22 protein-coding genes are annotated in these 25,248 nt (G+C 68.5%); 12 read left to right on the top strand and 10 right to left on the bottom strand.

What is annotated here, in order from left to right:
* Positions 1-75 precede the first annotated feature (75 nt).
* A complete protein-coding gene (locus C5E41_RS12555; protein ID WP_104376001.1) occupies positions 76-1,578 on the top strand; it encodes a carboxylesterase/lipase family protein in 1,503 nt (500 codons plus the stop codon).
* Here the strand turns inward: C5E41_RS12555 and C5E41_RS12550 are convergent, their stop codons facing one another.
* Together C5E41_RS12550 and C5E41_RS12545 are read right to left on the bottom strand one after the other, a co-directional pair.
* Positions 1,579-5,070: an AAA family ATPase gene (locus C5E41_RS12550; RefSeq protein WP_104376000.1), complete on the bottom strand. Its 3,492-nt coding sequence runs from the start codon at positions 5,068-5,070 to the stop codon at positions 1,579-1,581. It abuts the gene before it with no gap.
* Between the two features lie 22 nt (positions 5,071-5,092).
* Entirely contained in the window at positions 5,093-6,265 is a 1,173-nt protein-coding gene (locus tag C5E41_RS12545; protein WP_104375999.1) for an exonuclease SbcCD subunit D, read from the bottom strand.
* A gap of 120 nt (positions 6,266-6,385) precedes the next feature.
* On the opposite strand from C5E41_RS12545, the gene C5E41_RS12540 reads away from it, so the two are divergent.
* Together C5E41_RS12540 and C5E41_RS12535 are read left to right on the top strand one after the other, a co-directional pair.
* Positions 6,386-7,522 carry a DNA recombination protein RmuC gene (locus C5E41_RS12540; RefSeq protein WP_104375998.1) on the top strand — a complete coding sequence of 379 codons (1,137 nt, stop codon included), beginning with the start codon at positions 6,386-6,388 and terminating at the stop codon, positions 7,520-7,522.
* Positions 7,523-7,580: 58 nt separating this feature from the next.
* A complete protein-coding gene (locus tag C5E41_RS12535) occupies positions 7,581-8,465 on the top strand; it encodes a DUF6542 domain-containing protein (protein WP_104375997.1) in 885 nt (294 codons plus the stop codon).
* 211 nt (positions 8,466-8,676) lie between these two features.
* Here the strand turns inward: C5E41_RS12535 and C5E41_RS12530 are convergent, their stop codons facing one another.
* A complete protein-coding gene (locus C5E41_RS12530; RefSeq protein ID WP_104375996.1) occupies positions 8,677-9,684 on the bottom strand; it encodes a 4-hydroxy-3-methylbut-2-enyl diphosphate reductase in 1,008 nt (335 codons plus the stop codon).
* Positions 9,685-9,822: 138 nt separating this feature from the next.
* Between C5E41_RS12530 and C5E41_RS12525 the strand changes: the two genes are divergently transcribed.
* The 4 genes from C5E41_RS12525 (at position 9,823) to C5E41_RS12510 (ending at position 12,531) form a co-directional block, all read left to right on the top strand.
* A complete protein-coding gene (locus tag C5E41_RS12525; RefSeq protein WP_104375995.1) occupies positions 9,823-10,596 on the top strand; it encodes a lipid droplet-associated protein in 774 nt (257 codons plus the stop codon).
* A 116-nt stretch (positions 10,597-10,712) separates the two neighbouring features.
* Complete coding sequence (gene xseA, locus C5E41_RS12520; protein WP_439956419.1) at positions 10,713-11,960, top strand: exodeoxyribonuclease VII large subunit; 1,248 nt, start codon at positions 10,713-10,715, stop codon at positions 11,958-11,960.
* The gene (locus tag C5E41_RS12515; RefSeq protein ID WP_104375993.1) at positions 11,957-12,184 is read left to right on the top strand and encodes an exodeoxyribonuclease VII small subunit; all 228 of its coding nucleotides are present in this window, start codon (positions 11,957-11,959) and stop codon (positions 12,182-12,184) included. The genes xseA and C5E41_RS12515 overlap by 4 nt, the downstream gene beginning before the upstream one ends.
* Before the next feature lie 2 nt (positions 12,185-12,186).
* Positions 12,187-12,531 carry a VOC family protein gene (locus C5E41_RS12510; RefSeq protein WP_104375992.1) on the top strand — a complete coding sequence of 115 codons (345 nt, stop codon included), beginning with the start codon at positions 12,187-12,189 and terminating at the stop codon, positions 12,529-12,531.
* Positions 12,532-12,554: 23 nt separating this feature from the next.
* Here the strand turns inward: C5E41_RS12510 and C5E41_RS12505 are convergent, their stop codons facing one another.
* Complete coding sequence (locus C5E41_RS12505) at positions 12,555-13,118, bottom strand: DUF4245 domain-containing protein (RefSeq protein ID WP_258080922.1); 564 nt, start codon at positions 13,116-13,118, stop codon at positions 12,555-12,557.
* Positions 13,119-13,302: 184 nt separating this feature from the next.
* Between C5E41_RS12505 and glpX the strand changes: the two genes are divergently transcribed.
* Together glpX and C5E41_RS12495 are read left to right on the top strand one after the other, a co-directional pair.
* Positions 13,303-14,349 (top strand): class II fructose-bisphosphatase, encoded by a 1,047-nt coding sequence (gene glpX / locus C5E41_RS12500; RefSeq protein WP_104375990.1) that lies wholly within the window; start codon positions 13,303-13,305, stop codon positions 14,347-14,349.
* 217 nt (positions 14,350-14,566) lie between these two features.
* Positions 14,567-15,973: a class II fumarate hydratase gene (locus C5E41_RS12495; protein ID WP_104375989.1), complete on the top strand. Its 1,407-nt coding sequence runs from the start codon at positions 14,567-14,569 to the stop codon at positions 15,971-15,973.
* A 52-nt stretch (positions 15,974-16,025) separates the two neighbouring features.
* Here C5E41_RS12495 and C5E41_RS12490 read toward each other — a convergent pair whose 3' ends face one another.
* Positions 16,026-17,210: an FAD-dependent monooxygenase gene (locus C5E41_RS12490; protein WP_104375988.1), complete on the bottom strand. Its 1,185-nt coding sequence runs from the start codon at positions 17,208-17,210 to the stop codon at positions 16,026-16,028.
* A gap of 96 nt (positions 17,211-17,306) precedes the next feature.
* Here C5E41_RS12490 and C5E41_RS12485 point away from each other — a divergent pair, with 96 nt between their 5' ends.
* Positions 17,307-18,020, top strand: coding sequence for a TetR/AcrR family transcriptional regulator (locus C5E41_RS12485; protein ID WP_104375987.1), 714 nt, complete (start codon positions 17,307-17,309; stop codon positions 18,018-18,020).
* Between the two features lie 80 nt (positions 18,021-18,100).
* Entirely contained in the window at positions 18,101-18,544 is a 444-nt protein-coding gene (locus C5E41_RS12480; RefSeq protein WP_104375986.1) for a limonene-1,2-epoxide hydrolase family protein, read from the top strand.
* A 103-nt stretch (positions 18,545-18,647) separates the two neighbouring features.
* On the opposite strand, the gene C5E41_RS12475 is transcribed toward C5E41_RS12480, so the two are convergent.
* The 3 genes from C5E41_RS12475 to C5E41_RS12465 all read right to left on the bottom strand — a co-directional run bounded on the left by C5E41_RS12475 (position 18,648) and on the right by C5E41_RS12465 (position 21,323).
* Positions 18,648-19,505, bottom strand: coding sequence for an acyl-ACP desaturase (locus tag C5E41_RS12475; RefSeq protein WP_104375985.1), 858 nt, complete (start codon positions 19,503-19,505; stop codon positions 18,648-18,650).
* A gap of 119 nt (positions 19,506-19,624) precedes the next feature.
* Complete coding sequence (locus C5E41_RS12470; RefSeq protein WP_258080921.1) at positions 19,625-19,798, bottom strand: LGFP repeat-containing protein; 174 nt, start codon at positions 19,796-19,798, stop codon at positions 19,625-19,627.
* A 145-nt stretch (positions 19,799-19,943) separates the two neighbouring features.
* The gene (locus C5E41_RS12465) at positions 19,944-21,323 is read right to left on the bottom strand and encodes a PhoH family protein (protein WP_104375983.1); all 1,380 of its coding nucleotides are present in this window, start codon (positions 21,321-21,323) and stop codon (positions 19,944-19,946) included.
* A gap of 302 nt (positions 21,324-21,625) precedes the next feature.
* On the opposite strand from C5E41_RS12465, the gene C5E41_RS12460 reads away from it, so the two are divergent.
* A complete protein-coding gene (locus tag C5E41_RS12460) occupies positions 21,626-21,898 on the top strand; it encodes a hypothetical protein (RefSeq protein WP_104375982.1) in 273 nt (90 codons plus the stop codon).
* A 142-nt stretch (positions 21,899-22,040) separates the two neighbouring features.
* Here the strand turns inward: C5E41_RS12460 and glyA are convergent, their stop codons facing one another.
* Positions 22,041-23,339 carry a serine hydroxymethyltransferase gene (gene glyA, locus C5E41_RS12455; RefSeq protein WP_104375981.1) on the bottom strand — a complete coding sequence of 433 codons (1,299 nt, stop codon included), beginning with the start codon at positions 23,337-23,339 and terminating at the stop codon, positions 22,041-22,043.
* A gap of 558 nt (positions 23,340-23,897) precedes the next feature.
* On the bottom strand, positions 23,898-25,094 hold the full coding sequence (locus tag C5E41_RS12450; protein ID WP_104375980.1) for a DUF885 domain-containing protein: 1,197 nt from the start codon (positions 25,092-25,094) through the stop codon (positions 23,898-23,900).
* Positions 25,095-25,248: the final 154 nt, after the last annotated feature.

Raw genomic sequence — 25,248 nt, 5'->3', positions numbered from 1 at the left:
CCGGATCCGGCGCGCCGAACTCGTGTCGAACCGTCGCTTCGCCGGGCAGAATGCGGAACGACGAAGGAGTTCTGTGTGGAAACGATCGTGTCGGTCACAGGTGGCAAGGTCCGGGGCAACACCGAGAACGCGGTGAGCACATTCCTCGGCATCCCCTATGCGGCCGCCCCCGTCGGTCCCGCCCGGTTCGATCTGCCGCGGCCGGTTCCGGAGTGGGATGGCGTGCGCGATGCGCTGACCTACGGGGCGACCTGTGTCCAGTCGCGGTATCCCGCGCCGATCCACGCCCTGATCGGCAGCGACGGGTTGCCGGGGGACGAGTATCTGAACCTGAACGTGTGGACACCCGAGGTCGGCGGCTCCGGCCTGCCGGTCATGGTCTGGATTCACGGCGGGGCCTTCACCCGCGGCTCGAACGCCCGGACCATGTACGACGGAAGTACCTTCGCCCGCGACGGGGTCGTCGTGGTGTCGATCAACTACCGGCTCGGGATCTCCGGCTTCGCCGCCGTGCCCGGCGCACCGCTCAACCGCGGGCTGCACGACCAGATCTTCGCGCTGCGCTGGGTGCGCGACAATATCGCGGCGTTCGGCGGGGATCCCGATAATGTGACCGTCTTCGGTGAATCGGCGGGCGGGATGAGCGTGGTCGATCTGCTGACCGCCACGCCGGCCCGGGGCCTGTTTCGTCGCGCGATCGTGCAGAGCGGCAACGGCTCCGCGGTCGCCGCGGCCGACGACGCGGTCAAGGTCGCCGAAAATCTCGCTCGCACACTGGGAATCGAGCCGACGGCGGCGGCCTTCGGCGAGCTCGGACCGGACCGGCTGCGGACCGCACAGGACGCGGTGGCGCTGGAGTTGATCACGAATCCCGACCCGAATCGGTGGGGCCGCACGATCATCGACAACGGTCTCGGGATCCTGAGTTTCTTCCCGGTGATCGACGATGAACTCATCGAGGACCGGCCGATCGATGTGCTGGACCGCTCCACCGCCCACGCGGTGCCGTTGCTCATCGGCTGGACGGCCGAGGAATTCCGGTTCTTCACCTTTCCGACCGGCATCGCGGCCACGCTCACCGACGACACGCTGGGGCCGGTGCTGTCCCGCTACGGCGTCGACCCCGCCGTGGTGGAGGTGTATGCCGAGCATCGGCCGCAGGCCACCCCCGCCGATCTGTTCGCGGCCGTGATCACCGACGTGGTCTTCCGCGACGATTCGATGCGCATCGCGGCGGCCAACGCGGCCGCCGGCGCGCCGACGCACGTGTACGAATTCGGCTGGCGCAGTGGGGTTCCCGATCTGGGCGCCTGTCACGTGCTGGAGATCCCGTTCGTCTTCGACAAACTCTCCGAGGCGCATCCGCTGACCGGACCGAACCCGCCACAACCACTGGCCGACGACATCCACCGGGCCTGGGTGGATTTCGCGACGCACGGCGACCCGGGTTGGGCGCCGTTCGGAACGGACCGGCAGGTGCGGCGGTTCGACTTCCCGAGCTCGGCCACCGTGCCCGACCCACACGGCGCGGAACTCCTGGCGCTGCGCGAATCAGGGAGCCGATTGCGCCGCCGGTGATCAGGCGACGATCGTACGCAGGCGAGAGCCGGTCGGTTCCCGGATGACGTGGAGCCGGCTGGGGATGCGCTGTCGCATCTCGTCGACATGGCTGACCACGCCGACAACCCGCCCCCCGGAACGCAATTCGTCCAGTACACCCATCACGGCGTCGAGGGTGTCGGCGTCGAGGCTGCCGAATCCCTCATCGATGAACAGGGTGTCCAGTACCAGGCCGCCGGATTCCGCCGCGACCACATCCGCGAGGCCGAGCGCCAGGGACAGCGAGGCCATGAACGTTTCACCACCGGACAGGGTTTTCGCGGGACGGACCGCGCCGGTGTAGTCGTCGCGGATGTCCAGGCCGAGGCCGCCGCGGCGGCCGCGCGGGCCGGCCGCATCGGAATGGACGAATTCGTACCGACCACCGGACATCCGTCGCAGGCGTGCCGAGCCGGCGATGGCGACCTCCTCCAGTCGCGCGGCGAGCACATAGGAGCGCAGGGACATACGGCGGTTGTTGGCACCGCGGCCCGCGACCACGTCGGCCAGCCCCTCGAGTTCGGTATGCGCCTGCTGCAGGGGCGCGATACGGTCGGCCGCGGCCCACAGCTGACTGCCGAGTTCCTCGAGTTGGGCCACGCGGCGGGTGCTTTCGGCGTGCGCGGCGACCGCGGCGTCCAGCGCGCGGCGGGCCTCGGCCACGGCCGCCTCGACCTCGGTGAGGTCCACCGCTTCGGCGTCAGCCGCTGCTCGGACCTCGGGTTCGGCCAGAACCGCTTCGGCGTGGGCACGACGACGGTCGGCGGCGACGAGCTCGGCCTCCATCTCCTTCTGCTGCTGCGGTGTACGGGTCGCGGCCGCAACGACTTTCGCGTAGGCCGCGAGCACTGCCTGGTCGGGCGCGCCGGACGCGGGACGCTCGGGCTCCGGAGCTGCCGGCAGGTCGGCGGCGCGGGCGGTCTGTTCGACGCGGCGGGCGAGGTCGGCGAACTGGTCGTCGGCGACGGCGGCGTCGGTGCGGGCGGTGAGCAAATCCGTGGCGTCGGCGATGAGCGCTTCCAGCCGGGCACGGCGGCGCTCGACCGTGCCGTCAGCTCCAGCCACCACCCGGACTCGATCCGTCAGTTCGGCCAGCCGACGGTCGGCGGCCAGAATGCGTTCCTGCGCTGCGCTGGATCGGCTTTCGAGTTCTCGGAGGCGGCGGTGCAGTTCGGTTTCGGCGGTGCGCAGCCGCTCCACCTCGGCGCTGCGATCGGCGGCAACGCTCGCCTGCTGCCGAGCGGAGCGGAACTGCTCGGTCGCTACGTTCACGGCGGCGGCCAATTCCGCGTGGTCGCCGTTGCCGCCGCGCTCCATGAGCAGTTCGATCCGGCGTTCCAGTTCCGTGCGGCGGGTGAGAGCGCGGTCGCGTCGTTGTTCGGCGTCGCGTTCGGCCTGTACCGCCGCGTCCTCGTCGGATTTCGCGACGGTGACGGCGGTGGGCCGAGCGGGGGCCGGATGGTCGGCGGAACCGCATACGTTGCACGGTTGTCCCTCGACGAGTGCACCCGCCAGCTCCGCCGCCATCCCGGCGAGGCGGCGTTCGCGAAGATCGAGGGTGCGCTCGCGCGCATCGGTATGGGCCACCCGGGCCCGCTCGAATTCCTCGGTCGCTGTGGCCAATTCCTTCCGCGTGCCGACGAGCTCGACCGCCGCCTCCGCGGCGGCGCGCGTTCGCTCGCATTCGCGTTCCAGACCCGGCAGCGCGGCCTTCGCGTCCGCTGCCTCCCGTAGCGCCACCTCGGCCGATCGAATGGCCTGCGGCAACTGCTCCCTGCGCTGCGACAGCTGTTCCAGCTCGCGCGATACGGTGGCGTATTCCGTTCGCAGCCCGGTCAATTCGGCGGTCACGCGGACTGCCGACTCGGCGTGCGCGCGAACCTCCTCCAGGGAGCCGATGTGCGCGGACCACCGTTGTACCGCGGCGTCGAGACCGCGCGGGGTCGCGGGGTGCCTGTCGTCCGCCGGGCGCGGGCTGTCTTCCGCCGGGCGCGGGTTCGCGCACCCACCCATTGCGCCGGTCGAGGTATCAGGCGTCCCGGCCTCGGCTGCGACGGCAGCTCCCGCCGCATCGGCGCCCGAGTCGTCGAGCGCGCCGGCAACCTTCTGCCCGCCCGAACGGTCCGGCTGGTTCTGCGCGCCCGCATCGGAGCGGGTCCGGTTACCGCGCGACTCCGACGCCGTCGCGGGCCGGACGAGGTCGATGGAGAACAACTCCAATTCGATCGGTTCATCCACCGCACCGGGGTCCTCCGGCGGGGGCTCGGAAATTGCGAACAACATTGCGTCGTCGGTCGATTCGGCGGCGGCGGCGCGACCGACATCCGGAATCGCCGAAAGTTCCTCGGCCATATCGGTATCCGCCAATTCGGCGGCGGCGAGATCGGCTGCGGCCCACGTTGTTCCGGGAAGCTCTGCGGATTCGGGTTCGAGCAAGCGGACGGCCAGGCGTTTGGCCAAGTCGCGGGCTTCGTCGGTGCGGCGGCGCAGGGTGACAGCGGCCGTGCGGGCGTCGGCGAGTGCGGCCGCCACCGGTTCGACGCGGCGGGCGCGGTCCAGATCGGCCTGCATGCGATCGCGGTGGGGCGCGCCGGCGGTGTAATCGTCGAGTTGGCGGCGGGCGATCGCGGCGCGCTCGCGACGCTCCTGAACCCGGCGGTGTTCCTCGGCCGCGGTATGCCGCCGCGCCGAATCCTCTTGGCAGCGAGCCAAATCCGCCGCAAAGCGCGCGGCCTGGGTGCGAGCCTGCGAAAGGAGCTGCTGTGACCATTCCACGGCCTCGAGCGGCCCGACGGCTTCGCTCGCGCCCAGGCCGGCGGTGATGGCGACCTGAGCGATCAAGCGGTCGACACTCTGGCGGTGATTGTCCAGTTGTGCGGCGCTTTCGCGTCGCCGCTGGGCCAGCCACTGTTCGGCGGTGCCGAAGCGTTCGGTGTCGAACAGCCGCTCGAGCAGCTTCTCCCGATCTTCGTTGTCCGAGCGCAGGAACCGCGCGAAATCGCCCTGCGGAAGCAGCACCACCTGGAAGAACTGATCGGCGCTCATCCCCAGCAGCCGGCTCACCTCGTCGCCGATATCGGGGATGCGGGACAGATGTTGTCCGCGCCCGTCGAGCCATTCCAGTGTCGCCGCGGCCTGTTCGGTCCGCATACCGGTGCCGCGCTTCTTCGGCCGCTCGAACTCCGGCGACCTGGTCAGGCGCAACCGGCGGCCGCCGAGCGTCGCCTCCAGCACCACCCGGGGCGCGGTCTGCGGATCGGCGTGGTCGGAATGCAGGCGTTTGCTCTCGCCGCGGGCTCCCGGCACTCGGCCGTAGAGCGCGAAGGCGATCGCATCGAGCACCGTCGTCTTCCCGGCGCCGGTATGACCGTGCAGCAGGAACAGCCCGTCGGCGCCGAGCTCGTCGAAGTCGACCCGCGCCGTCTCGGCGAACGGCCCGAATGCTGTGAGCTCCAGCCGATGCAGCCTCATGCGCCACCCGCCCGGGCGCCGGTCATGCCGACAGCTCCGCCGAGGCCGCCATCACTTCGGAGACGGGTTCACGCCGAGCCGCGGACAGTGCCTGCTCGATCAGCGCCATCTCCCCCGCCGTCGGTTCACCGCGCACATCGCTGAGGAAGCTGTGCGCGATCTCGCTGTCACGGCGGCCGTGCACCCGCTCGCGGTAACGCAACTGCGAATTCGCCTCCGGGCGAGTCCATTCCACGTGCACCGCGTGCGGGAAGCGTTCGCGTAGCCGGCGCAGCGCATCGACCGGGCGCGCCTGATCGGTGAGCACCGCCGAGACGTAATCGTCCTCGGCATCGGCATATTCGGCCGCGGACAGCAGCTCGTCCAGCACGCCGGTCAGCTGCCGCAGGCCCCGTACCACCGGAAGATCGTGCCGCTGCACCGATGCCAGCCCGTCGGCGTCCAGATCGACGATCCACACCGCCTTGCGATGCGAACGCTCGGCGAACGAATACGGTAACGGTGAGCCGGAATATCGGACCGACTCCGACAACGTCTGCGGCGAATGCAGGTGACCCAGCGCCACGTAGTCGATGCCCTCGAACGCGCTCAGCGGCACAGTCTCCACCCCGCCCACCGCGATCGAACGTTCCGACCCGGTCGCCTCGGCGCCGACCACGAAGGCGTGTGCCAGCACCACGGTTCGCGGATCACCGCGGCGCTGCCGGTCCGCGCGGATACGGGCCAGCGCGGCATCGAGAACCTCGGCGTGCGAACGCGCCTGCGGCACATCCAGTTCCGCGCGGGTGATTTCGGGTTCCAGATACGGAATGCCGTAGCAGGCGATCGTTCCGTGCTCGTCGGCGAGCAGCACCGGCCGGTCGACCTCCGCCACCGACGTCCGCAGATGCAGTCCGCCCGCCGCGGCGAAGCTGCCCAGGGCGCCCAGCCGCGTGGGCGAATCGTGATTACCCGAGGTCGCGACGATCGTCGCCCCCGCGGCGCGAATGGCCTCGAAGCCCTTGTTGCACACCGCTATCGCGTCCGCACTCGGAATCGACCGGTCGTAGACGTCACCCGGTACCACGACCACGTCGACCTGCTGCGCGGCCACCAGCTCCGCCACCGCCTCCAGCGCACGCGCCTGATCGGCCAGCAGGTCGACACCGTGAAAGGTGCGCCCGATGTGCCAGTCCGAGGTATGCAGCATCCGCATGTGGCAAGAGGCTAAGCCATCTCACCGACAAGGTTGAATCGCTCCGGCGTGTCGACGAGTGGTGCTGGAGAATTGCCGGGATCCGCGAACTTGTCGGTGGGATAGGGCACTATCGGGCTCATGACCGCATCGATGCTGTTCGCGTTGTTGTTGGTGTTCTGCGCGGGGGCCGGCCTGGGGTGGCTGGGGCATGCCGCCCGGGCGGGGCAGCGGGCGGTCGCGGCCGAAGCTCAACTCGCGGCGCTGCGGGAGAACGAACAGCTGCTGCGACACTCGCTCGGCGCCGCGAGCGCCGATGCGGCACGGCAGAATTCGCAGGCCATCGGCACGCTGGTCGAACCGCTACGCGAGGCGCTGGGCAGTTTGAACCAGCACATCCAGCAGGTCGAGCACAATCGCATCAACGCCTACTCCGGGCTGCGTGAACAGGTCGCGGGGATGCAGCGGATCTCCCAGCAGTTGTCCACACAGACCGGTGAGCTGGTGTCGGCACTGCGGGCGCCGCAGGTGCGCGGGCGCTGGGGTGAAATTCAACTCGAGCGGGTCGTCGAACTGGCGGGGATGGCCAAACACTGCGACTTCGACACGCAGGTCACCGCGAACGGCCGCGACGGCCTGATCCGCCCCGACCTGGTGGTACGGCTGGCCGGTGACCGCCAACTGGTGGTCGACGCCAAGGTGCCGCTGACGGCCTATCTGGACGCCACCGGGGAGACGGATCCGCGCCGGCGCACCGAGCATCTGGCCCGGCACGCCAAACACCTGCGGGCGCATGTCGACCAACTGGCCGGCAAGGCCTATTGGGAGGCCTTCGATCCCAGCCCGGAATTCGTGGTCCTGTTCATCCCCGGCGATCCGTTCCTCGACGCCGCGCTGACCGCCGATGCCGGACTTCTCGAGTACGCCTTCGGTCGCAACGTGATTCTCGCTACACCGACGACCTTGATCGCATTACTGCGCACCGTCGCGTTCGGCTGGCGGCAGGAAGCACTTTCCCGAGATATGGCAACCGTTCAGCAATTGGGCCGGGAGCTGTACAACCGGCTGTCCACCACGGGCAACCATCTCGACAAGCTCGGCACCCAACTCGGTAAGGCCGTCGACGCTTTCAACCACACAGTGGCCTCGATCGAATCCCGCGTGATGGTCACCGCACGCCGGCTGCACGAACTCGATATCGGCGATCGCGCCGTACCGGCAATTGCTCCCGTCCAGTCGTGGCCGCGCGCGGTAGGCTTTTCGGACACCAACGAGTAACTCCGGCAGCAGCCCGGCCTCGACACACGTTCCGGCCGCGGCAGATAGTGTGCTTTACGTGGCAGCTACCCAACGCGAGCGATCCGATGTACCCGCCTCGCACCTCTCGATCGTCCCGTCGGTGCCCGGCATCCCCGCCGGCGCCGCGGTACTGATCGCGGTGGCGTGCACTTTCATCGGATTCTTCATCGACTCCGGAAACAGCGGCAAGGAGCTGACCCATGTGTTCGCCGCGTTCTACATCATCGGATGTGTGATCGCGGCATGCGTGGTGCGCTATCGCGGCCTGTTCACCACCATGGTGACTCCGCCGCTACTGCTGTTCATCGCCGTCCCGCTGGCCTATCAGCAGCTGACCGGGCACAGCTCCACCTCGGTGAAGGACATTCTGCTGAATCTGGCGATTCCGCTGGTGAACAGATTCCCGACCATGGCACTGGCGACGGTCCTGGTGCTGGGGGTGGGCGCCCTGCGGGTCTGGCTGTACCGCAATGCCGACACCACCGCGCGCCCCGGCCGGGAACGCGCGCGTGGCAGCGACAGCTGGAATCCACGCTCGGCCGCCGGTCGTGCGCGTCGCACGCGGAGCGAAGTCGGCGCCGGGGACAACCTGCGGCGTAGCTCCCGGGGTCAGAAGCGCGCTGCGGAGGCCACCAAGGCTGCCAAGACTCCCCAGCGCGGCGATTCGGCCGCTCGCGGGTCCGGGACGGCCAAGCGCAGCGCGGAGCCGGAACCCGCCCGCGCGGCGCGCCGCACCGGCGGCAAGGTGGCCGAACGCCCGCCGCGCGTCTCCGCCGCCGCGGCCTACCCTCGCACGGGTGAGCGCACCCGAACCGCGGAACGCACGCGAGTCGCCGAACCGCAGCCCCGCCGCGGCCGGCCGCAGCCGCAGGGCGATGTGCCCCCGCATCCGCGGCCGAACGTGCGCTACCGCGATCGCTGAGCCGAACGTCGCGGGCGCCGAACCGGTTACGGCTGCGCCCGCAGCGGTCATCCCCGAAATCCCCACGCCCACTCATCGTCTCGATGGCGCGCGCCGTTACCGGTGTCGCAAAACAGCACGCCCCCACCGTCGTTCGAGCTCGGGAAGCAGTGGCCTCACGAAAAGCAGTGGCCTCGAGGGTGCGGCCGAGGGCGTCGCAGCCCCCGCTCACTCAGCGGCGGCCGGTGGTGCGCAGTTCGCGCGGGAGGGCGAAGACCAGGGTTTCGTTCGCGGTGGTGACGGGCTGGACCTCGCCGTAGCCATGTTCGGCGAGCAGGTCGAGGACACCACGCACCAGGATCTCGGGGACCGAGGCACCGGAGGTGACGCCGACGGTCCGCACGCCCTCGAACCAGGCCGGGTCGACCTCGCGGGCGAAGTCGACCAGGTAGGACGCGCGAGCGCCGGCGTTCAGGGCGACCTCCACCAGCCGCTTGGAGTTGGAGGAGTTGCGGGAGCCGACGACGATCACCAGATCGCATTCGGGGGCCATCGCCTTCACCGCGACCTGGCGGTTCTGGGTGGCGTAGCAGATGTCGTCGCTGGGCGGATCCTGCAGATTCGGGAAGCGCTTGCGTAGCCGCTGCACCGTCTCCATGGTCTCGTCCACCGAGAGGGTGGTCTGCGACAGCCAGATCACCTTGTTCTCGTCGCGCACCTCGACGCCGTCGACCGCGTCGGGGCCGTCGACCAGCTGCACGTGGTCGGGCGCCTCACCGGCGGTGCCCTCGACCTCCTCGTGCCCCTCGTGGCCGATGAGCAGAATGTCGAAGTCGTCGCGGGCGAAGCGCTTGGCCTCCTGGTGCACCTTCGTCACCAGCGGGCAGGTCGCGTCGATGGTGTGCAGATTGCGGGCGGCCGCGGACTCGTGCACCGCCGGCGACACGCCGTGTGCGGAGAAGACCACCACCGCACCCTCGGGCACCTCGTCGGTCTCGTCGACGAAGACCACGCCGCGCTCGCGCAGGGTCTCCACCACGTGGCGATTGTGCACGATCTCCTTGCGCACGTAGATCGGCGCACCGTGCTTCTCGAGGGTGCGCTCCACGGTTTCCACCGCCCGGTCCACACCCGCGCAGTAGCCGCGTGGTTCGGCGAGCAGCACCCGCTTGCCCGCGCCGGCACCGGCCGCATCGGCCGACCGGGCGATTCCGACATTCAGGGGGATAGCCGAGGACATGTCCACAGCTTACGTGCGCCGGCCGACGGGGAACGTCCCAACCGCGGACGGCGGGTGCGTCGGCGTGACGGGACACGGACAATGGAACATGTGAACTCTGTTCTTTGCATCACCGGCCGTTTCGGGCAGGCTAGGGACATGTTCCGACCTCCCTACCTGGCCCGGGTCGCCGCTGGAGCCGCCGTGTACGCCTTCGAGGAAACGCGCCGGTTACCCAGTGCGGCAATCCATCTGCCGATCACCGCGATCAGCCAGTTGCTGCAGACCTCGATGCATGTGCAGCAGTTCGTTACCAGCCTCGCCCTCAAGGGCGACGAGGTCTTCGACCGGTTGGCCAATCGCCCGGTGGAGCAGCCCGAATGGGCCACATTCGACGAGGACCTCGACGACGAGCAACCGTTCGGCGGCGGCGATTTCGGCGCGCGCGGCGACAGCGATTTCGCCGCCCGGCTCAGCCGCTTCGATCTGTTCACCGAATCCGACCCGGCCGCGGGCGTCCCGGAACCGACGGTATCGGTCACCTCCTCGGCGACCAACGGCTATGCCGCATCTCACACTGCGGAATCGGACACTACCGAAGCGGGCACTCCGGAAACGGAGAGCACCGCCGCTGAGGCGCCCGAATTGGGAACGGGCTCCACCGAGGCGACCGGCGAGGACACGGACACCACCGAAACAGGGAACGCCGGCACCGCGGCGTCCGCACCGGCGCAACCGCGCGGCGTGATCGAACCCGAGGTCGCCGGCCGGTACGACTACGCGAACATGACGCTGGCTCAGCTGCGGGCCCGGCTGCGCATGCTCAGCGTCGAGGAACTGGCCGACCTGCTGGCCTACGAGCAGCAGACCCTCGACCGGGCGCCGTTCGTGACCATGCTGACGAACCGGATCGCCACCGTGCAGGCCAAGTGACCGACTCACACGCCGACGCGCCGGCCGCCGGGGCCCGAGCCTCCGGGGAGCCGGCGCGTTCTGCTGCCCGCCCCGCCAACTCGGCCGAACAACCGTGGCCGGTGCGCACCATCGCGATGAAGGTCGCGCAGTGGATCGACCGGCTCGGCAGCGTCTGGGTGGAGGGACAGATCACCCAGATCAATCTGCGCCCCGGCACCCGCACCGCATTCCTGGTGCTGCGCGATACCGCCGCCGACATGTCGCTGTCGATCACCTGCGATCCGCAACTGCTGCGCGCCTCGGCCGTCCCGCTGCAGGAGGGCAGCCGGGTGGTGGTCTACGGCAAGCTGTCGTATTTCACCGGCCGGGGCACGATCTCGTTGCGCGTCACCGAGATTCGCCCCGTCGGCATCGGCGAGCTGCTGGCCCGCATCGAACGACTGAAGGCGCTGCTGGCGGCCGAGGGTTTGTTCGATCCGCGGCTGAAGCGGCCGATACCGTTCCTGCCCAAGGTGATCGGCCTGATCACCGGTCGCGCCAGTGCCGCCGAACACGATGTGGTGACCGTGGCCCAGCAGCGGTGGCCCGCAGTGCGTTTCGAGATTCGCAATACCGCCGTGCAGGGCCCCACCGCGGTGCCGCAGATACTCGACGCGCTCGCCGAGCTGAACGATCACCCGGAGGTCGAAGTGATCGTTTTGGCGCGCGGTGGTGGCAGCGTCGAGGATCTGCTGCCGTTCTCCGATGAAACACTGTGCCGCGCCATCGTTTCGGCGACCACCCCGATCGTCAGTGCGATCGGGCACGAGCCGGACAATCCGCTCTCGGACTACGTCGCCGATCTGCGCGCGGCCACCCCGACCGACGCGGCCAAAACCCTGGTCCCCGACGCCGCGGCCGAACTTGCGGGCGTCCGGGACCTGCGCGCCCGCTCGGCCGCGGCCTTGCGCGGCTGGGTCGATCGCGAGGCGCGCGCGCTGCAGCAGTTGCGGTCGCGCCCGGTTCTGGCCGATCCGCTGCGGATTCTGGACCAGCGCCACGACGAGGTCGAGCGGCTGCGCACCGCGGCCCACCGCGCGGTCGAACACTGCCTCACCACCCAGGCCACCACCGCGCGACATCTGCGCGACAAGCTCACCGCGGTGGGCCCGGCCGCCACCATGGCGCGCGGATACGCTGTCGTACAACGGGTTACCGGTACCGAACGCCATGTCGTGCGGACCGTCGCCGACTCCCCGCCGGGCACCCAATTGCGCATCCGGGTCGCCGACGGCGCGATCAGCGCCGCGGCGCTGGGTAGTCAGGCCCTCGCGAATCCCTTACCGGCCCAGCGGATTACGGATCGGCTGGCACCGACATCCGAACAGGAGGAGTCGTCATGACCGAGAGCGAAGCCGCCGAAATCGCGACCTTCGGCTACGAACGCGCCCGCGACGAGCTGGTCAACGTCGTGAAGATGCTCGAACAGGGCGGAATGGACCTCGACGATTCGCTGGCCCTGTGGGAACGCGGCGAGGCGCTGGCCAACCGCTGCGAGGAACATCTCGCCGGAGCCCGCCGCCGGGTCGAGGACGCCCTGTCGCGGCGCGGCGCAGAGCAGGACTGAACATGGACATCCGTCGTGTCGTCCCGGATCTGCGGGTCACCGATATGGAGCGGGCCCGCGCTTTCTACCGGGCGCTGGGCCTGGACGAGGTGATGGATCTCGGCTGGGCTGTCGGGCTGGCCGCACCGAGCAATCCGACCGCGCAGATCCTGCTGATCGGCGCGAATGCCGATGAGCCGCAGCCGGATATCAGCGTCGAGGTCGCCGATGTGGACGCCGCGCACGAAACGATGGCCGCCGCCGGAGCCGAGGTGGTCTACGCGCTGCGGGACGAGCCGTGGGGTGTGCGGCGATTCTTCGTCCGCGATCCGGACGGCACGGTGGTCAACGTCGTGAGCCACCGCTGAGCCACGGGGAACTGCGGCGGTTCTCAGGGCTGCAGCGGGGCCGCCGCGCCGACGGCCTGCGCGAGCGTCAGATAGGCCGCCTCGTTCGCGGCGCCCTTGAGCAACACGCGGCTCTGCCCGAAGTCGGAGATCCAGGCCGATTCACTGCCCTGCACGTGGTAGACGGTCCATTTCTGGTTGCCCACCATCCGGGCCCCCGAGGCGCTGCGGGTGTCGACGATGTGGTTGGCCAGCGCGCTCTCGCTGGCATTGCTCTGGCTCAGCTGCAGGTAGGTGCCGTCGGAGGTGATGAAACCGACCGTGCTGACGGTGCCGCCACCGGCCCCGGTCACAGTGTCGCGACTGCCGGAATTGGCCTTCCAGTCCGCCGGGACCGCGGGGTCGCGAATCGGGAAGGGCAGCGCCCTGGCGTCGTCGTGCAATGCCGACTGGACATCGAAATTCGGCACCTGACCGGGCGTGGGCCCGTGCGCGGAGAAGCTGCACTGACTGGCCACCGCGGCCAGCACCACACAGATCAGTACCAGCGGGATCAGCGACCAGATCAGATCCCGGTAGTCGTTGAGGATGCGTGGTTTCTGCGACACGTCCCAAGTATCCACGCGCGGCCGAAGCCGCCGAGCCTCACCCTCCGGCCACGAGGCCGACATCACAGCCGCCTTCACCGGCGCGGACGCTCCCCCCGCGAAGTGGAACAGCAGTACCTGAATGGCGGATCCGACCGTTCTGCGACAATTTACGCAGCAATACACAACTCGAGGAGGCACCGTCATGACGGCACCCACACCCGCAACCAGTCGCCGCCGCGAGGCCCCGGACCGCAACCTCGCACTGGAGTTGGTCCGGGTGACCGAGGCCGGTGCGATGGCCGCGGGCCGCTGGGTCGGCCGCGGTGACAAGGAGGGCGGCGATGGTGCGGCCGTCGACGCGATGCGGCAACTGGTGGCCACCGTCTCCATGCGCGGCACCGTCGTGATCGGCGAGGGCGAGAAGGACGAAGCCCCGATGCTCTACAACGGCGAGGCCGTGGGCGACGGGACCGGTCCGGAGGTCGACTTCGCGGTCGACCCGATCGACGGCACCACGCTGATGTCCAAGGGTTCGCCGGGCGCCATCTCGGTGCTGGCTGTTGCCGAACGCGGCGCCATGTTCGATCCCTCGGCGGTGTTCTACATGGAGAAGATCGCGGTCGGGCCGGAGGCGGCCGACGTCATCGATCTCTCCGTTCCCATTGCGGAGAATCTGCGCCGGGTGGCGAAGGCCAAGAATTCGCTGGTTTCCGACCTCACCGTATGTGTGCTGGACCGGCCTCGCCACGCTCGCCACATCCAGGAGGTCCGGGACGCGGGCGCTCGCATCCGCCTGATCTCCGACGGCGACGTGGCCGGCGCCATCGCCTGCGCCCGTCCCGAGTCGGGCACCGACATGCTGGTCGGCATCGGCGGCACCCCCGAGGGCATCATCGCCGCGGCCGCGCTGCGCTGTATGGGCGGTGCGCTGCAGGGCAAGCTGGCTCCCACCGACGACGCCGAGAAGCAGAAGGCGCTCGATGCCGGTCATGACCTCGACCGCATCCTGAACACCGAGGACCTGGTCTCGGGTGAGAACGTCTTCTTCTCCGCCACCGGCGTCACCGACGGCGACCTGCTGCGCGGCGTGCGGTACTTCAGCGGCGGCGCCTCGACCCAGTCGATCGTGATGCGCTCCAAGTCCGGGACCGTGCGCATCATCGACGCCTACCACCGCCTCACCAAGTTGCACGAATACGCCTCGGTCGACTTCGTCGGCGACGAGGACGCCATCCCCCCGCTGCCCTGATACTCCGCTCGGCGAGTGAGTTCGGCCCCCGGATCGCGCGATGCGGGGGCCGAACTGTGCCGCTAGGTCTAATCGATCAGCAGATGCCGCCGGCACATGTGACAAAGCACGCGCCGCGCCGCGATCCGACCGAACCGCCGGTATTCCACCGATCCCTGTGCGAAACGCCTCAGGCGTGGCAGCCCGCTCCCTCCGCCAACCGGCTTAGTGTCGAGTTATGACCGACGACCAGACGCAGTACCGCATCGAACACGACACCATGGGCGAGGTCCGCGTTCCGGTGAACGCGCTGTGGCGGGCGCAGACGCAGCGGGCGGTGGAGAACTTCCCGATCAGCGGCCGCGCCCTCGAACGCGCTCAGATCCGCGCCCTCGGCCTGCTGAAGGCCGCGTGCGCGGCGGTGAACCGGGATCTGGGGCTGCTCGACGGTGTGAAGGCCGAGGCGATCATCGCCGCCGCGAACGAGATCGCCGAGGGTCGCCACGACGACCAGTTCCCCATCGACGTCTTCCAGACCGGCTCCGGCACCAGCTCGAATATGAACGCCAACGAGGTGATCGCGAGCCTGGCCGCCGCCCGCGGCGTCACCGTGCACCCGAACGACGACGTGAACATGTCCCAGTCGTCCAACGACACCTTCCCCACCGCGACGCATCTGGCCGCCACCGAGGCCGTGGTGAAGGAACTGCTTCCGGCGCTGGATCATCTGCGGCTGCGGCTGCTGGACAAGGCCACCGAATGGCGGACGGTGGTGAAGTCCGGCCGCACCCACCTGATGGACGCCGTCCCGGTGACGCTCGGCCAGGAGTTCAGCGGCTACACCCGCCAGGTCGAGGCCGGTACCGAACGCCTGGTCGCCGCGCTGCCGCGCCTCGGTGAGCTGCCCATCGGCGGCACCGCCGTCGGCACCGGACTCAACGCCCCCGCCGAGTTCGGCGCGAAAGTCGTTGCGGAACTGCGCACGACGACCGGGCTCGACGAACTGTCCGAGGCCCGCAACCACTTCGAGGCCCAGGCCGCCCGGGACGGTCTGGTCGAGATCTCCGGTTCGCTGCGGACCATCGCCATCAGCCTCACCAAGATCGCCAACGATATTCGCTGGATGGGATCCGGACCGCTCACCGGGCTCGCGGAAATCCAGCTGCCGGATCTGCAGCCGGGCTCCTCGATCATGCCCGGCAAGGTGAATCCCGTTCTGCCGGAAGCCGTGACTCAGGTCGCCGCCCAGGTGATCGGCAACGATGCCGCGGTGGCGTGGGGCGGCGGCAACGGCGCCTTCGAACTGAACGTCTACATTCCGATGATGGCCCGCAACGTGCTGGAGTCGATTCGGTTGCTGGCCAACGTGTCTCGCCTCTTCGCCGACAAGTGCGTGGCCGGCCTGACCGCCGATACCGAACGGCTGCGCCGGCTCGCGGAGTCCTCGCCGTCCATCGTCACACCGCTGAACTCGGCCATCGGCTACGAGGAAGCGGCCGCCGTGGCCAAACAGGCACTGCGCGAGAACAAGACGATCCGGGAAACGGTCATCGATCGCGGACTGATCGGCGAGAAACTGTCGGAGGAGGAGCTCGACCGCCGGCTGGACGTGCTGTCGATGGCGAAGGTCGAGGAACACGACTGAGCACACGGTCTCCGGATCCGGCCGCCGGGAGGTCGGATCCGCGAATTGCGGCTCAGGCCACCACCAGCGCCGGATAGTCGCGCAATTCGATGTCGTTGGCGGCATTGTCGCTGTACTCGAGCATCAAGTCGAACATGCGCGAGCCGAGGAACCAGTTGCGCATCCGGATTCCCCTGGCGGTGCGCGGGGCGAGGAAGCGGCCGGCGTTGCTGTTGCCCGCGATCTTGGCGTAGCGCTTCATCAGTTCGTCGTAGCGGGCGAAGGCGGCGGTGTGGTCGCCGTCGGCCAGCGCCAGCTCACCGGCGAGCACATAGGCGCCGACCACCGCGAGCCCGGTTCCGAAGCCGCCGAGCGTATTTCCGTACGCGGAGTCGCCGACCAGGGCGATCCGCCCCGTGGTGTAGCGGCCCTTCATCCGCACCTGCCCGATCGAGTCCAGATAGAACGAGTCGAGTCCCGACAGTTCGGCCAGCATCGCCGGGACCGGTCCCCCGGCTCCGGCGAAGGCCTCGGCCAGCATCCGCCGCTGGGCCGCTTCGTCGCGGCGGTCGTAGCTGAGCCGATCGGCGGCGAACATGTACATGTGCGCGGCTTTGTTGCCGCCGCGGACCGCGAGCCGTCCGGGTTCGTTGTAGGCGAGCGAGCGGTTGCGCTGCCGCGGCCCGTCCGGATCGTGGCCCCAACCGGCCGCACCGGCGGTGCAGTAGTAGTAGCCCAGATGCTTGACGTAGTCGGCCTCGGGACCGAAGGCCAGGGCGCGCACCCGGGAGTGGATACCGTCGCATCCGACCACCAGGTCGAAGGTGCGGGCGGGGGCGTTCTCGAACTCCACCTCGACGCCGGTGGCCGCCTCCCGCAGCGCGGTGACGGAATCGCCGAACAGGTATTCGCAGCTGTCCGCAGCGCGCTCGTAGAAGATCTCGGCCAGGTCCCCGCGCAGGATCTCGACATCGCCCCCGGTGAAATCGCCTGACATGACGGCCAATTCGCGACCCTCCGCGTCGGTGAGCACCATATCGGTCTTCCCGGTCCGCCGGCGGTGGATCTCCTCCCACACGCCCATCCGCTCGAGCACCGCGCGGTGGGTGGCGCCCTTGAAGTCGACGGCCTGACCACCGGCCCGCAATTCGGGCGCCCGCTCGACGACGGTGACGGCGAAGCCGTAGCGCTGCAACCAGTAGGCCAGCGCCGGTCCGGCGATGCTCGCACCGGAGATGAGAACTGTCGTATTCCGCATGATGACCCCTCGATCAGTAACTGTGTCTGCCGGACGCTAATTAGCGTATGTAGGACGCAGTTACCCGTCAAGCCCGAATTCGGAGAGGATGGCGTCATGACCGGACCGACTGCCCATGAACTGCTGTGGGGTACTTCCCAGCGCCCTCGGCGTGGCCCCAAGCCGTCGCTGTCGTTGGAACGCATCGTGACCGAGGCCATCGCGCTGGCCGACGCCGACGGGATGGCCGCGGTATCGATGCAGCGACTGGCCGAGCGACTGGGCTGCGCCAAGATGGCGCTGTACCGGTACGTGCCAGGAAAAGCCGAGCTCACCGCGCTGATGCTGGACTACGGGATGGGACAGCCGCCGCAGGTCGCGGTCGCCGACTCGGATCCCGAACCCTGGCGCGAGGCGCTGCGGCAGTGGGCCGCCACGATGTACGAGCGGTACCGCGCGCATCCGTGGACCATCGAACTCACCGCCGGTGCGCGACCGCTCGGCCCGAACGAACTGGGCTGGATGGAGGCCGCACTCGCCCCGCTGGCCGGCACCGGATTACACGGCTCCGAACGCCTCGACACCGTGGTGCTGCTGAACGGCCACGTGCGCAGCCTGGTGCAGCAGACCGCGTCGACCGGCCCCGAACAGGCCGAAAGCGAAATGGCCCGGCAGGTCGGCGAGGTACTGGCCGCCCACGCCGACCGTTACCCTGAGGTCATGGCCGCCTTCGCCGACACCCCCGCGGACGGTCGCAACGCGGCCCTGAGCTACGGCATCGAGCGCATCCTCGACGGTGTGGCCGCGCTGATCGCCCGGCGGCGCGGCTGAACCTCGCCGAACACCGGACGACGAGCCGAAACGACCGCGATCATCCCCCGTCCGCGCTCCCGCACGCCTACAGTCGGACTATGGCCGAATTACCGGAGCTACAACAGAACGCCGTGACCACGGTGCGCGAGTTCTTCGCCGCGATGGAAATGAGCGCGGTGAACGAGGCGCTGGATCTGCTGGATCCCGACATCGTCTGGAAGAACACGTCGCTGCCCGACATCCGGGGCATCCATCGGGTCGGTGCGGTGCTGCGCGGGCTCAGTCGTGATGCGTTCGGTTTCCGCGCCGATATACACCACATCGCCGCCGAGACCGACGGCGCGCCCGCGGTCGAGGGCGAGACGGTTCTGACCGAGCGCACCGACTACCTGCGCATGGGCCCGCTGGAAATCGGGTTGTGGGTGTGCGGCACGTTCGAACTCGTCGACGGCCGCATCACCCTGTGGCACGACCATTTCAGCTGGGAGAACTTCCTGCGCGGCACCGCGGCGGGGATCTGGAATCTGGTGCGCAGGCGCTGAGCGCGCGCGGCCGAGCAGTACCCGGCGTGGATCACCGTGGACCCGCACGGGCCGGGGCTGCCGGTCGTGGTACGCGCATCGGCACACCACGACCGTCGCGACCTCAGCCGCGCAGGTGGTCGATCTCCGCTCGTGCCGACTCGCCGGCGGTACCGAAGTCTGTGCGCGAGAAGATGTTCCAGCGTTCCAGCAGGGGTGCGAATACCAGCTCGCCGGCACGCTTCGGTTCGTAGATGCCGGCCTCGGCCAAGACGTCGGTACTGTTGCGGCCGTCGGGCAGGGTGAGTTCGGGAATCCGGAACTCGGCGATCCGATCGGCGATCGCCCGCATGGTCTGATCCGGCACCAGCTCCAGTGCCGCGGCGACCAGATTGCCGAAGAACTCCGACTGCAACTCGTCGTCGAGTGCGATCCGATCCGCGATCGCGGACACCATCGAATTCTCCTGCAGCGCGGCGATATTGCGATGCCGCACGGCCGAGGCGGACTCCTCGAAGGCGCACAGCGCAAGCACATCGAGCAGATGTAGCGGCGGCCGGCGAAAGCCCGTGGTCATATGCTCCATCCGCGCGCGCTCGAGTTCGACCGGATCCACCGCCCGCGTCACCATCAGATAGTTGCGGATGAGGATCTCGTGCCGGTTCTCCTCGGCCGTCCACCGGCCGACCCAGCGCCACCACGGCCCGGTGCGCAGGTACTTGCCGAGCTCCCGATGATACGACGGCAAATTGTCGGCGATCAGCACGCTCACAGTGAGCGCCACCGCGGCAACCTCACCCAGGGTGGCCTGTTCCGGATCCCAGTCGACACCACCGAGGAAGCCGAAATTGCGTCCGTCACCGAAGGGCACATACTCGTGCGGCTGCCAGACCTCCGCCAGCTCGGTGTGGCGCCGGAGATTGTCTTCCACCGCATGCGCGAGCGATTCCAGCAGCTCACGATCGGTCAACTGAGTTTGCACCCCGACAAGGTACCGATTGTTCCGGCCGAGCGGGGAATTATGCACGGACGCCGTGCGATACACAGCGGCGCGGCCCCCGACACCGTGACGATGCCTCGCTGCCGCGCCGTGCGGGTCGCCTATTTGGTGGTTGCCGTGGTCTGGCGATCGGCGGAGTTCCAGGTGATCGTGCCGCCGGTGAAGTCGCTCTCCTTACCGGCCGGGTTGCCCTTCTCGTCGCTGGTCGGATAGCCGAGTTCCCGGCAATGGTCCGGCAATGGTCCGGCGAACCTATCCGAAACATCGACTACCACGTCGAGCAGGGTTCTTACGGAAATATACCCATCACTATGTGAGATGAACCATATTCCAAATGTTTGCTGTGGCACACCTTTTACCGCCGAGGCGGTAGCGGAACTTGTCCGCTACCGCCTCGCGGTTTCGCTCGGCCGACCGCCCTCAGGCGTTGGGCCCGTATTCCTCCAGCATCTCGGTGACCAGCGCGGCGATCGGCGAGCGCTCGCTGCGAGTCAGTGTGACGTGGGCGAAAAGCGGGTGGCCCTTGAGCTTTTCGATCACCGCCGCGACACCGTCGTGGCGGCCCACCCGCAGGTTGTCGCGCTGGGCGACGTCGTGGGTGAGCACCACCCGCGAGCCGCTGCCCAACCGGCTCAGCACCGTGAGCAGCACATTACGTTCCAGCGACTGCGCCTCGTCCACGATCACGAACGAATCGTGCAGCGACCGGCCGCGAATGTGGGTGAGCGGCAAGACCTCCAGCATGCCGCGGGAGAGCACCTCCTCCATCACCTCCGGGCTCGCCAGGCCGTCGAGGGTGTCGAAGACCGCCTGGGCCCACGGGCCCATCTTCTCGCTCTCACTGCCCGGCAGATAGCCCAACTCCTGGCCGCCCACCGCATACAGCGGCCGGAAGACCACCACCTTGCGCTGAGAACGCCGTTCCAGCACCGCTTCCAGGCCCGCGGTGAGTGCCAGGGCCGATTTGCCGGTGCCGGCCTTGCCGCCCAGCGAGACGATGCCCACACTCTCGTCCAGCAGCAGATCGAGGGCGATGCGCTGTTCGGCCGAGCGGCCGTGCAGACCGAAGGCCTCCCGATCGCCGCGCACCAGCTGCACCCGCTTGTCCGCGGTCACCCGCGCCAGCGCGCTGCCTTTGGTCCCGAGCAACCGAATCCCGGTGTGGCAGGGCAGGTCCCGGGCCTCGTCCAGATCGATGACCGAATCGGCGTAGAGCCGGTCGACGCACTCGGCGCCGACCTCCAGCTCGGTCATTCCGGTCCAGCCGGAGATCACCACGTCCTGGGCGTGATATTCCTCGGCGGGCAGGCCCACCGCGCCCGCCTTCACCCGCAGCGGAATGTCCTTGGACACCAGCACTACTCGCTGCCCCTCGGCGGCGAGGTTGAGCGCACAGGCGAGGATCCGGGAATCGTTGGTGTCGGTGCGGAACCCGACCGGAAGCACCTCCGGGTCGGTGTGATTCAACTCCACCTGCAGCGTGCCGCCCTCGGTGCCGATCGGGACCTGCAGGTCCAACCGGCCGAATTCCAAACGCAGATCGTCGAGATTGCGCAGGGCTTCGCGGGCGAACCAGCCGAGTTCGTGATGGTGCCGTTTGGCCTCCAGTTCGCTGATGACCACCAGCGGTAACACCACGTGATGTTCACCGAAACGCGTCATGGCCCAGGGGTCGGACAACAACACGGAGGTGTCGATCACGAAGGATTTGCGGGGCGAGGTGCCGGCTCCCTTTCCGGAGCCTCCGCTCTTGTCGGAGCGGGCTTTCGAGGGAGCGATGACGGAGCGTGCATCAGTCACGGTGGGCTCCTTTGTTGTCCGTGCCATACCCGCACGGACGTTCTCGCTGGGCCGGTCCGCCCTGGGGTCAAACGACCCGAGGGCCGGGTACCGGCCCCCTCGTACTGAGTTGCTCAGCCACGATCAGAACCTCCCGGACGAGCCACACCGACGCGGCTCGCACTTCGACGGTACTGCGATTTCGCGATTCCGGCTCCCGAGATGACAGGCATGTCGATGAATAGGTAGTGAACGCCGACCGGTAGCTATCGGTCAGCTACAGAGTTGCCCGGCCACCCGGCCGAACCCGCTAGAGTCGCTACATGAGCGATGTGGCAGAGCTGGAGAAGCTGTCGTCGAAGGAATTGCACGACCGCGCGGTCAAGCACGCCGTCCGGCACGGCGATGTCAAGTTCCTGTGGCGGCTGCTGGAGGTGATTCCGGCAGCTGAGGCAGCCACAGGGAACATTGGCGAGAGCGAGGCGGACATCAAATATGTGCTGCCGATGCTCGACGACTACGTGCACGCGGGTGAGGGCGAGATCGCCGAGGCGTTGCGGCCGTTGTACATCGAATATCTGAGCACCCGCGACTGAGCCCTCCCCGGCCGCACGGTCCGCACCGTGAAGGCTCGTCCCGAGCGGTCGGGAACCGAAAAGATCGGTCGGACAAGGTGACTGACAGATCGACCCCGGCGGCCGGGTCCGGCTGCCGGGGTCGATCGCACCGCGGTACGGCTCAGCCCAGCAGCTTCCAGTCCTCCAGGCCGTCGTAGAGCGGGAAGTCCCGGGCCAGCTTGGACACTCGCGCGCGCAGGGCGGCGAGATCGGCATGGCCCGCCAGCGCGGTGGCGATGATGTCGGACACCTCGGCGAATTCGGTGTCGCCGAAGCCGCGGGTGGCCAGCGCGGCGGTGCCGATGCGCAGACCGGAGGTGACCATCGGCGGACGGGGATCGAACGGAACGGCGTTGCGGTTCACCGTGATTCCGACCTCGTGCAGCAGATCCTCGCCCTGCTGGCCGTCCATCTGCGAGTTGCGCAGATCCACCAGCACCAGGTGCACATCGGTGCCGCCGGTCAGCACGGTGACGCCGTTACCGGCGACATCGGCGGCGGTCAGGCGCTCGGCCAGGATCTTGGCGCCCGACAGGGTGCGTTCCTGACGCTGCTTGAACTCCTCGGTGCCGGCGATCTTGAAGGCGGCGGCCTTCGCCGCGATCACGTGCATGAGCGGACCGCCCTGCTGGCCCGGGAACACGGCGCTGTTGAGCTTCTTCGCATACTCCTGCTTGGCCAGGATCAGACCCGAACGCGGACCCCCCAGGGTCTTGTGCACGGTCGAGGACACCACATCCGCGTGCCGCACCGGCGAGGGGTGCAGACCGGCGGCGACGAGACCGGCGAAGTGCGCCATGTCCACCCAGAGGTAAGCGCCCACCTCGTCGGCGATCTCGCGGAACGCCGCGAAGTCCAGGTGACGCGGGTAGGCCGACCAGCCGGCCACGATCACCTTCGGCCGGACCTCGCGCGCCTGCTTGCGCAGCTCGTCCATGTCGACGCGGTGGTCTTCCTTGCTCACGCCGTAGGCGTGCACCTCGTAGAGCTTGCCGGAGAAGTTGAGCCGCATGCCGTGGGTGAGGTGACCACCGTGCGCCAGATCCAGGCCGAGCAATTTCTCGCCCGGATTCATCAGCGACATCAGCACCGCGGCGTTGGCCTGTGCGCCCGAATGCGGCTGCACGTTGGCGAATTCGGCGCCGAACAACTCCTTGACCCGCTCGCGCGCGAGGTTCTCCACCACGTCGACGTGCTCGCAACCGCCGTAATAGCGGCGACCGGGATAGCCCTCGGCATATTTGTTGGTCAGCACGCTGCCCTGCGCCTGCAGCACCGCGCGCGGCACGAAGTTCTCGGAGGCGATCATCTCGAGGGTGTCGCGCTCACGGGCGAGTTCGCCCGCCATCGCGGCGGCGAGCTCGGGATCGAGATCGGCGAGCGACTGGGTGTTGACAGAGGGGGCGGTCGTCTGGGTCACGCGCACAGTCTATGTGGTGGCCCCCGGCCGCCCCGTCGTGGCCCGCACCGGCACCGGGCGCGCCCACCTCGATACCGCCGAGACGTAATAGCGACTGCACACCGGCCGTTGCGCCCCCATAATCCGGGGCTGCCCACTTCGTAAAAAAGGCGTAACATTCGCCGCGCTGCCGACGACTGTGACAGCGTCATCGACTCATTCGATCACATCAGGGGTTCACATGCTGTTTTTCACCGCGGGTACCGGTAACTCGATTCAGGACATGCTTTTCGCCATCCTGAAGTCGGCCTGCACGATCTCCTCCGGCGGCAACGCCGGGTGCGCGGGCTGGGGCGCGTAGATAGCGCCGATACCCTTCGGCCGGGTTCGCGAGTCGGGGCGCGGATCCGGTCGGTGCTCGAAACCGAAATTCCGGCGAATTGGCCGATAGCCCCGAACCGGAAATTGCGATGGCGATCACTGTCGCCATTGTTTGCGGAGCTGACTATTTCCGCGTACGAACATCGCCGCCGAATGTTCGCGGCCGAATATTCCCCGATTCCCGGTCCGGCGCGTTCCTCATGTCCTGCGCAGCGCCGCCGGCGTCAGCGGCTCGTCGAGCAGCCGGCCGAAGCGCGCCACTCGCTCGTCGGCGTCGACCGCGCGATCCAGCCATCCGCCCAGCAGGCGATACCCCTCCACATAGGTGCTGATGTATGCCCGCCACAGCGGCGAGGACAGAAAGCGCAGGGACTGCCGCGCACGCTCGGGCGTCGTCAGACTCCAGCGCTGCAAGAATTCGGCGACTTCGTCGGCACTGCGGCCGCGATCGTGCAGCAACAGCGCCGCATCCTGGCGGACCGCCAGCAGTTTCGCCGCGGCGCTCGACAGTCGTTGTGCGCGTTCGCCGTCGAATCGCAGGCCGAGGTCGGCGTAGATCTCCTGCGCCCAGATTCCCCAATCCGGGCCGATGATCGATGTCAGCGCCAGATCCGCCAGCCCCTCCGCCATCAGGCATTGCGGCGTGTTCACCACGAACAGCGTCTGTTCGTCCTGTCCGCCGGCGACCAGCCCGGCCTCCTTGCGGCAGTGTTCGGCGTGGTGACCGGGATAGGCCTCGTGCGCGATCAGCGCCGGCAGCTGCGCCATATGTTGTTTGAGATCGGAATTGATCGCGACCCGGGACCGGAAATTGCCCAGGTAGTAATTGAATCCCGACCACGGTTTGTCGCCGACGATCTCGTATTCCACCTGCTCGTGATCCGGCAGCGGATAGCGTTCGCGCACCAACTCGCGCAGGGCGCCCGAGAATGCCTGCACACATTCGGTGAGGCGGTGCGGCGGAATCTCGTCGGCGCGCCGATGCGCGGTCATCCGATCCAGCAGCGAGCCGTCACCGGCCAGCACCTCGTCGAGTTGCCGGTGCGCGTCCCGATAGTCCTCGACGTCACCGAGGGCGATATCGACGTCGAAATAGGACCGCACCTCCTCGATGAAGGAGATGTCGTCGCCGGCGAACTTGCGTCCCGAGCATTCCAGCGCGCGCAGATGCGCCTCCAGGAATTCGGTGCGCTGCTCGCTCAGCCCGGCCTCGGGCAGTTCCTTGCGCAGGGCCGCCGCCTGGTCGGCCAGTTCGCGCGCCTGTGGCGCGGGCGCCGACTCCACGGCCCGGCGCAGCGCGGGATCGCCGGTGTAGGCGTCGACGAAGCCGGGTTCCAATCGGTCGAATGCCAGTCCCAGGCGCAGATATTCGGTGACGAGCGGATGCGCAGCCATGACATCCGACGATAGCCGCTTCCCCGTCCCCGGCCCCGTCTGCGACCGAAACCCGTCGGTCGAGAGAGAAATGTCACCCCTGGTTACCAGCGAGTAATAACACCCCGCGTTCGGCGCGGTGCCCATCGCGAGGAGAATTCGCCTATGCGAGGAC

The organism is Nocardia nova (assembly GCF_002933465.1).
Classification (GTDB): Bacteria; Actinomycetota; Actinomycetes; order Mycobacteriales; family Mycobacteriaceae; genus Nocardia; species Nocardia nova_B.
Note: the sequence above shows the minus strand (reverse complement) of the source record. Positions and strands in the feature narration are given on the sequence as shown.

Bases quoted from the DNA above. Each gene is read 5' to 3' on its own strand.
- glpX (WP_104375990.1), top strand. From the start codon at position 13,303: ATGACGGCACCCACACCCGCAACCAGTCGCCGCCGCGAGGCCCCGGAC.
- C5E41_RS12480 (WP_104375986.1), top strand. From the start codon at position 18,101: ATGGCCGAATTACCGGAGCTACAACAGAACGCCGTGACCACGGTGCGC.
- C5E41_RS12510 (WP_104375992.1), top strand. From the start codon at position 12,187: ATGGACATCCGTCGTGTCGTCCCGGATCTGCGGGTCACCGATATGGAG.
- C5E41_RS12460 (WP_104375982.1), top strand. From the start codon at position 21,626: ATGAGCGATGTGGCAGAGCTGGAGAAGCTGTCGTCGAAGGAATTGCAC.
- C5E41_RS12545 (WP_104375999.1), bottom strand. From the start codon at position 6,265: ATGCGGATGCTGCATACCTCGGACTGGCACATCGGGCGCACCTTTCAC.
- C5E41_RS12450 (WP_104375980.1), bottom strand. From the start codon at position 25,094: ATGGCTGCGCATCCGCTCGTCACCGAATATCTGCGCCTGGGACTGGCA.
- C5E41_RS12525 (WP_104375995.1), top strand. From the start codon at position 9,823: ATGTTCCGACCTCCCTACCTGGCCCGGGTCGCCGCTGGAGCCGCCGTG.
- xseA (WP_439956419.1), top strand. From the start codon at position 10,713: ATGAAGGTCGCGCAGTGGATCGACCGGCTCGGCAGCGTCTGGGTGGAG.
- C5E41_RS12515 (WP_104375993.1), top strand. From the start codon at position 11,957: ATGACCGAGAGCGAAGCCGCCGAAATCGCGACCTTCGGCTACGAACGC.
- C5E41_RS12495 (WP_104375989.1), top strand. From the start codon at position 14,567: ATGACCGACGACCAGACGCAGTACCGCATCGAACACGACACCATGGGC.
- C5E41_RS12485 (WP_104375987.1), top strand. From the start codon at position 17,307: ATGACCGGACCGACTGCCCATGAACTGCTGTGGGGTACTTCCCAGCGC.
- C5E41_RS12550 (WP_104376000.1), bottom strand. From the start codon at position 5,070: ATGAGGCTGCATCGGCTGGAGCTCACAGCATTCGGGCCGTTCGCCGAG.
- C5E41_RS12540 (WP_104375998.1), top strand. From the start codon at position 6,386: ATGACCGCATCGATGCTGTTCGCGTTGTTGTTGGTGTTCTGCGCGGGG.
- C5E41_RS12490 (WP_104375988.1), bottom strand. From the start codon at position 17,210: ATGCGGAATACGACAGTTCTCATCTCCGGTGCGAGCATCGCCGGACCG.
- C5E41_RS12530 (WP_104375996.1), bottom strand. From the start codon at position 9,684: ATGTCCTCGGCTATCCCCCTGAATGTCGGAATCGCCCGGTCGGCCGAT.